This is a genomic window from Marinisporobacter balticus (assembly GCF_004345705.1).
Classification (GTDB): Bacteria; Bacillota; Clostridia; order Peptostreptococcales; family Thermotaleaceae; genus Marinisporobacter; species Marinisporobacter balticus.
In genome coordinates this window covers 277,721-284,502 of sequence record NZ_SLWV01000002.1, presented here as the reverse complement: position 1 = coordinate 284,502, position 6,782 = coordinate 277,721, and the positions used below count along the sequence as shown (strand labels likewise).

Below are 6,782 nucleotides of genomic sequence, written 5' to 3'. Positions count from 1 at the left end.
TTTTATCTTCCACCATTCTTGTTTTTTTCTATTATACATAAAAATACCCTACAGGGTAGACTTTTTTTAATGTCTACTCTATAGGGTACATTTTACTGTTCTTTAAATAGAGTAGAATATTATGATAGATTAATGGATGTCAGAAATAAAGGAAGCTATGCGTAGTGGGGGAATATAATATTTGGGTAGGATAAAGGGCATTCAATCTGATGAGATTGAGTGTTTTTTTATTGATACTTCATCTACTAGTTAGTACAATGTAGTTAAACTATCAAGTGGTGCAAGGGAGGTGAATAATATGCTAAATCATTCCCAATTAATGCGAGGAACATTAGAAGGGTGCATAGTTAAGATAATCAGTAATGAAGAAACATATGGTTATTCTCCTTTGCTTTAATGAGTTTATTTTACATGACCTTAAAATATCTGTCTAATTAATTGTAACCTATCCATTAATTACTGCAGAGAATAAATAGTAAGAATATATAGAATAGTATATAGTGCTTCTTGAGCCAACAATATGGCTCTTTTTTTATGTACAAAACAGAAAGATGATAAGGATTAGGGCAAACATACTTACAAAATATGATATCCATGTAAAACCTAATCTATAAATGGGTACATGAAGGACGTACTGATGTAATTATGAAACTTCAAAATGTATGTTCACAGGAAACATTGTGGGATATATGTGTAAGCATATTTGGTTGTATGCGTCAAAGGGGAAAAATATAGAAATGTGTATAAATATGCATAAATTTGTAAAATGATTTATATGAATTCAATTATATTACTGGGTATAACTTATAATAACAAAAGAAATATATATAAAATAGCCTCTCGGAATAAATAAGGAGTTTTTGAAGCAAATGGAATAAATTAACTGGGAATTCTAGAATTGTACAGAGAGTAGCTAATAACAGCAGGATTTTTCTAAAGAAGGGCATGACAAATAAGCCTACCAGATATTATTAAAAAAAATGATCATAAGTAGACTAAGCAGAAATAATTTCTTTAAGGTTTAAAGTTTCCTTTAAGTGAGAATACCAAGCATCAATGTGTTGGCACATCATGATTGCATAAGTGCGTATGTACCACATTTTAGTGGAACGGTGACGACCATGTTCTAAGAGGTAATCAACTTTTTCACGCTTGTTTGATCGCTCTACAGAAGTCCGTCTTTTGTAAATAAGTTTCCATACTTTAGATGATCTAGGTGTTTTAGTAAACAATCGTGGATTATCTTTATTAAAGGTATGGAAAGTACGACCACACTTAGCATTTGAACAAGGGTTTTTACAAGCGTTTTCACAAGAATTTTTAGTGCCGCGAGCAAGAGGACAGCGCCATTTTCTACGATTTTGTGATTTGTCAAAGCCATTTGATTTCATATTAAGCCCGATAGGGCAAACTGGAATACCATTAGGTGAAATTTGAATATCACACTCAGTCGAGTAATTTTTTTGGGTTTTAATATTAAGATCAATAAAAGGCTCAGTTTTATAGTGTTTTAGCAGTGTGTAAATAGCCTCAGAATCATGGGCAGCATCAAGAAGTATTTTGCTAGTATTGCCTAGGGAGTATCTCTGTGAAAACTCAATAAAGGAAATAACAAAGCTAACTGAATCATGCCTAGAAGCAGGATTTAGTCTAGGATAAAGAGGTAAGTCATAAAGACTATCGCTAGAGGATATCATGTAGAGGGAATATCCATTAAAATATTTTTCCTTAGAGCTATCCCAACCTGAAGTACAGTCAGGTTGAGAGTAAAACCGTGGATGATTACACTTAGATATTCCCTTGGCATTACAATTACAAGTAGGTTTGCTCCTTGGGTAACTAGAAGTTTCTAATGGAGTACCATCACCTACTGTCCCAAAATTTTTAGGATTACCAATTAAACCTAAGTTAGCAGAAACTGCAAGGAACTGAGACTCAAAGAATTCAAATAGTCGATCAGCAGGCAATTCTTTTTTCTTAGAGCCGTATTTTAGAAAACGCTCTACTAACTTTTTAACAATACCAGGTTTTTTGAGAGGTGCTTTCTCACCTTTTTTAGGTTTTTTCTTTTTCTTCTTCTTGAAACTCATTATATTCTTTTTCAGCTTTTTGAATTTAAAATCCTTTACCTACCAAGTATACTATTAAATCCTTATCTGTAATCATTTTCATTGGTTTTCATCTCCTTATGTCTAGAATACATGTTCGTTTGATAAGCTGAAAAAAATAAGGGTAGAACCCTACCCTTATCTATGTTAACTAATACTTTTACTACGTTTTCAATTTCTTTTGTATATCTACTGCTAATTTCCTTAAATATCTAATCCATAAAAGAACAGAGAATAGCTTTGTATTCTCCGTTATATTCTTTAGTTGTTAAGATAAGCCTATGGCAACCATACATCACCAAATCTATATTGAACAAATGCAGGTGCAGATTGACCATGATTGCAACCTATAACCATGTATCTTTTATATAAAATACCTTCTTTATAAGCATTACTTACACGAAATGATACATAATCACTCTTTTGTCCATTAACCATTGTGAATTGTTTTGCTTGCCCTAAATACTCCCATTGTCCCTTCTTTGATCTTTCCACATAAACCTTATAATGAGTAATGCCTGCGTGCATAGGATCCCATAATATATTTAACGTATCCATATACTCATTATACGTTGTTCTTAAATTTGTAGGAGCATCATTATTTGGTTGACTACCAAAAAAATATAGCTCGTGATATGAATTATAATACGTCATATTAACCACTCGTAAGGTTGCTTCCCAATTTTTTTTCCCAGATGGAATAATTCCGGAAACTGTAACCTTTTTCCTGCTATATGGAGAAATAGTTATAGTATCTGTTTCTTTTCTATTAACCAGTATATTTTTCTTATCTATGTTACTAATTTTATTTCCATCAAAATACAAATATACCTTTACTTTAACCTCATTATTATTTCTAATATAAAATGTCTTACTAAAACTATTACCACTACTGTAAGAACTTAAGTCAAAACGTATCCCTCCCTCAATGCTTATAGGATAATGGGAAGCTCCTTTTAAAACTCCACCTTCATCATCCCAACCATCTGCTGGTGTTAAACAATCTTGTGCTCTAGCCCATGACACAGATAAACTTGACATGATTAATACAGTGATTAAAAATAAACTCATTACTTTTTTCATCAATACACATCCTTTCGGTTTGATTTTTGAATATTAAAAATATTCTAATATTTACCTCGTGTATATATTATCATATATTTTATTGAACTACTACCTATTATATGAAAAAAAACCTTTTTATAATATATTTTCCTTAAATATACATCAGCTTATCTATAGCGTTATTAAAAAACTTATTAAAAGGTGCATTCAAAATCTTCAGTTCCCACCATCCTTTTTTATAAAAGATAAATCTAATCCCGGTGTATCTGGATTGTTTAATATTCCAAGCACCACACCTATAGAGCAAAAAGATTTTATAGTTATCATAATCCTTTCACTGTGATTATTAGGGCGATTTTGAAAAGTTAAGTATTTTTGGTAAATTTATAAATGTTTTTTAATAAGTAAAATTTCCAATTTTACTTTGTATAAAAGGAAATACCTCCTGATAAAATCAGGAGGATTACAATAAATTTGTTTTGAGGGAAACCTTGAAACATCACACTCGAATAATTCCGAGAGACTATATTATTATCTATAATATTTTATATTTTATACGCTTATAAATAAAGTTCAACATCAAGTTTTGTGATAACATCATAAAATAGGTTTGATCAATATATTTTTTAATAGTAATTTATAGAACCTATTTGATAAAAACATTGGTTTTAAGCCATTAATCAAAATGTATTTGGAAATAATTATATTGTTATTTTTTGTTGACTAACTTTTGTTTTTCTAAAATCACAAAATTCGACGTTGAACCATAAATAATAATCTTCCCCACTTTTGTTGTAACGATATTACTTTTACGTACTATTGCAGTGCAATAACAGCAATTTTTTTTTGATTTTGTGTCTAACTACCTGAGTACATTATAATACGTGCATATCATCTAACATCCGTTCAAATACTAAAGCAGAGGTGATGATATGAAACAAATAAAAAAAGCAAAAGAGATTTTAGACCCTGAAAAAGGATCTGTAAAAAAAGCAATGAAAAAAGGTAGGATTAAAGAGATTATAGATTTAAAAGATAAAAAATAAGGATAGGAGAGTGAAAGCTCTCTTTTTCCATACAAAATATTGTTGTATATCATCTTCTCATCAATCAAATAATAATAGTGAGGTGAAGATATGAGTAAAGATAAAAATAAAAGAGGAAGGTTAGCCAAATTACCAGAAGGTGAATATGGAGAGATTTATAATACAGAACCAAAGCGAAGAACTATAGCCGATAACGATTTAGGTGATATCAGGAATAAAATTATTATTATAAACCCAACAAATAAGAATGAGAAATAAGTAAGAGATGCTATTTGTCTAATATAAAATAGCAGGAAATGTTAGTTTTGTTTAGGATATGAGCAGAAAAAAATAATCCCTTTTGTTAAAATGAAATTCTTTCTAAACACATATTTAACTAATCTCAAAATATTAGCATCAGTAACAATAACCAGCTCAATGATAGAATTTTTAGTATGAATATTTTAAAAGAAATTCAAGAGAAGAAAATATATAGACCAGGATTCCTCCTGGCCATTAAAGAAACTACTAAAATAAATGACTAATTTATGAAATGGAAGTATGTATTAAGAATTGGGAATGAAAAACCCAATTCTTTTTTTTAATACTTAGCAACCACCAAAACCACCGTAGCCACCACAGCCACAGAACAATATTACTAATAACAAGAAGAAGAAAAGTAAACTGCTATCACATCCACCAATTCCACCACATTGAGCATTAGCCATAAGGGTAAACCTCCTTTATATTAATATTATTTTCTATTTTTTTTATTTTGTCCTAATACAATGTATGTAGGTTGTAGCATAAGTGTTACAAATTTACTTGTCTATTCATGTTATTGGTGGGGTCTGTCAGATGTTTAATGCGTAGGTAGATAAAATTGAGGTTGTAAAACCAGTATATTTTGTTTTTGTGTTGAAGGATTAAGAATAATATTTCATAAAATATAGTTAAAAATAATTGGTTTGTAGGCTATAATATAAGTAGCAAGGAATGAGGGCTATAAGAATCTTAAGAAGGTAATATGAATGAGGAAACATAATAAAATATATATTGCTAAGAATAATTGCAATAGAAATATTAAAGAAAGAGATGACTAAATGATAAAAGCAAATTTTAACGATTACCAATTAAGTAGTGAAATATTAAAAGCAATTAATATGTTGAATTTCAACAACCCAACAAGCGTTCAAGAACAGGTGATCCCGGCGGTATTAGAGCAAAAGGATATAATTGTGAAGTCCCAAACTGGAAGCGGAAAGACAGCTGCATTTGCCATTCCTATTTGTGAATTAGTAGATTGGGATGAAAATAAACCGCAAGCTTTGGTGCTTGCGCCGACAAGAGAACTTGCGATCCAAGTCAAAGAAGATATTTTTAATATAGGTAGGTTTAAAAGGCTTAAAGTATCAGCAATTTACGGAAAGTCTCCTTTCTATATTCAAGAAAAGGAACTTAAACAAAAAACACATGTGGTGGTGGGTACACCGGGTCGGATTATAGACCATATCGAAAGAGGGACATTTGATACATCAAAAATAAAATATCTTGTGATAGATGAAGCGGATGAAATGCTGAATATGGGATTTATAGAGCAAATAGAGACCATAATAACGCGCTTGTCAAAAGAACGTGTGACGCTATTATTGTCAGCTACAATGCCAAGAGACATAGAGTCTTTATGCAACAAATACATGAAAGCGCCTATATCTGTTGCAATAGAAGAACAAAATTCAACGAAAGACAGGATATGTCAAGAGAGATATAATGTAGATCAAAGAGATAAAATAAAACTTTTAAGAGATGTAACGATAGTAGAAAATCCAGATAGTTGCATGATATTTTGCAATACAAAGCAAAAGGTGGAAGAGGTTTATAATGAACTGGAAAAGCTAAAGTATATTTGTGATAAGATTCATGGTGGAATGGAACAACGGGATAGGTTAAGCGTAATGAATGGTTTTAAGCAAGGGTATTTCAGATATCTGATAGCTACAGATGTTGCAGCTAGAGGGATAGATATAGATAATATTTCACTTGTAATCAATTATGATATACCACAAGATAGAGAAAGCTATGTGCATAGGATTGGAAGAACTGGACGTATAGGCAGGGAAGGTAGAGCAATTACTTTTGTAACACAAAATGAAAGTAAGTTTTTAAAGGATATACAGCAATATATTGGAAAAGAGATGCTTTTGAAAGAAAGACCGGATAAAGAAACTGTTGAGAACTTAAAATCGGAATTTGTTGAAAAAATAAATACGACGCCTAAAATTAAAGAAACAAAAGGTGCGAAACTAAGCAAAGAAATTATGAAATTACATATCAATGCAGGTAAGAAAACAAAGATGAGACCCGTAGATATTGTAGGTACACTTTGTAGTATTAAAGGTATAACAGCTAAAGATATAGGGATCATCAATATCGTTGATATATCTACCTTTGTAGAAATATTAAATAATAAGGGTGAATTAGTTTTTAGAACGTTACAAAAGACACCTATTAAAGGCAGACTTCGAAAGGTAAGTAAGGTGGAGATGTAACCAAAGAGATACAATGAAGGACATGAACGAAATAT

4 protein-coding genes are annotated in these 6,782 nt (G+C 30.7%); 2 read left to right on the top strand and 2 right to left on the bottom strand.

What is annotated here, in order from left to right; all coding sequences use genetic code 11:
- Positions 1 to 995: 995 nt before the first annotated feature.
- Both EV214_RS02910 and EV214_RS02905 read right to left on the bottom strand, forming a co-directional pair.
- Complete coding sequence (locus tag EV214_RS02910; protein WP_207669607.1) at positions 996 to 2,090, bottom strand: transposase; 1,095 nt, start codon at positions 2,088 to 2,090, stop codon at positions 996 to 998.
- A 297-nt stretch (positions 2,091 to 2,387) separates the two neighbouring features.
- Entirely contained in the window at positions 2,388 to 3,191 is an 804-nt protein-coding gene (locus EV214_RS02905; protein ID WP_132242508.1) for a hypothetical protein, read from the bottom strand.
- Between the two features lie 1,118 nt (positions 3,192 to 4,309).
- Here EV214_RS02905 and EV214_RS18595 point away from each other — a divergent pair.
- Both EV214_RS18595 and EV214_RS02900 read left to right on the top strand, forming a co-directional pair.
- Positions 4,310 to 4,477 (top strand): hypothetical protein, encoded by a 168-nt coding sequence (locus tag EV214_RS18595; RefSeq protein ID WP_165916193.1) that lies wholly within the window; start codon positions 4,310 to 4,312, stop codon positions 4,475 to 4,477.
- 824 nt (positions 4,478 to 5,301) lie between these two features.
- A complete protein-coding gene (locus tag EV214_RS02900) occupies positions 5,302 to 6,747 on the top strand; it encodes a DEAD/DEAH box helicase (RefSeq protein ID WP_132242506.1) in 1,446 nt (481 codons plus the stop codon).
- The last annotated feature ends 35 nt before the right edge of the window (positions 6,748 to 6,782 follow it).

Coding starts and splice junctions, on each gene's coding strand:
- EV214_RS02905 (WP_132242508.1), bottom strand. CDS start 3,191: ATGAAAAAAGTAATGAGTTTATTTTTAATCACTGTATTAATCATGTCA.
- EV214_RS02910 (WP_207669607.1), bottom strand. CDS start 2,090: ATGAGTTTCAAGAAGAAGAAAAAGAAAAAACCTAAAAAAGGTGAGAAA.
- EV214_RS02900 (WP_132242506.1), top strand. CDS start 5,302: ATGATAAAAGCAAATTTTAACGATTACCAATTAAGTAGTGAAATATTA.
- EV214_RS18595 (WP_165916193.1), top strand. CDS start 4,310: ATGAGTAAAGATAAAAATAAAAGAGGAAGGTTAGCCAAATTACCAGAA.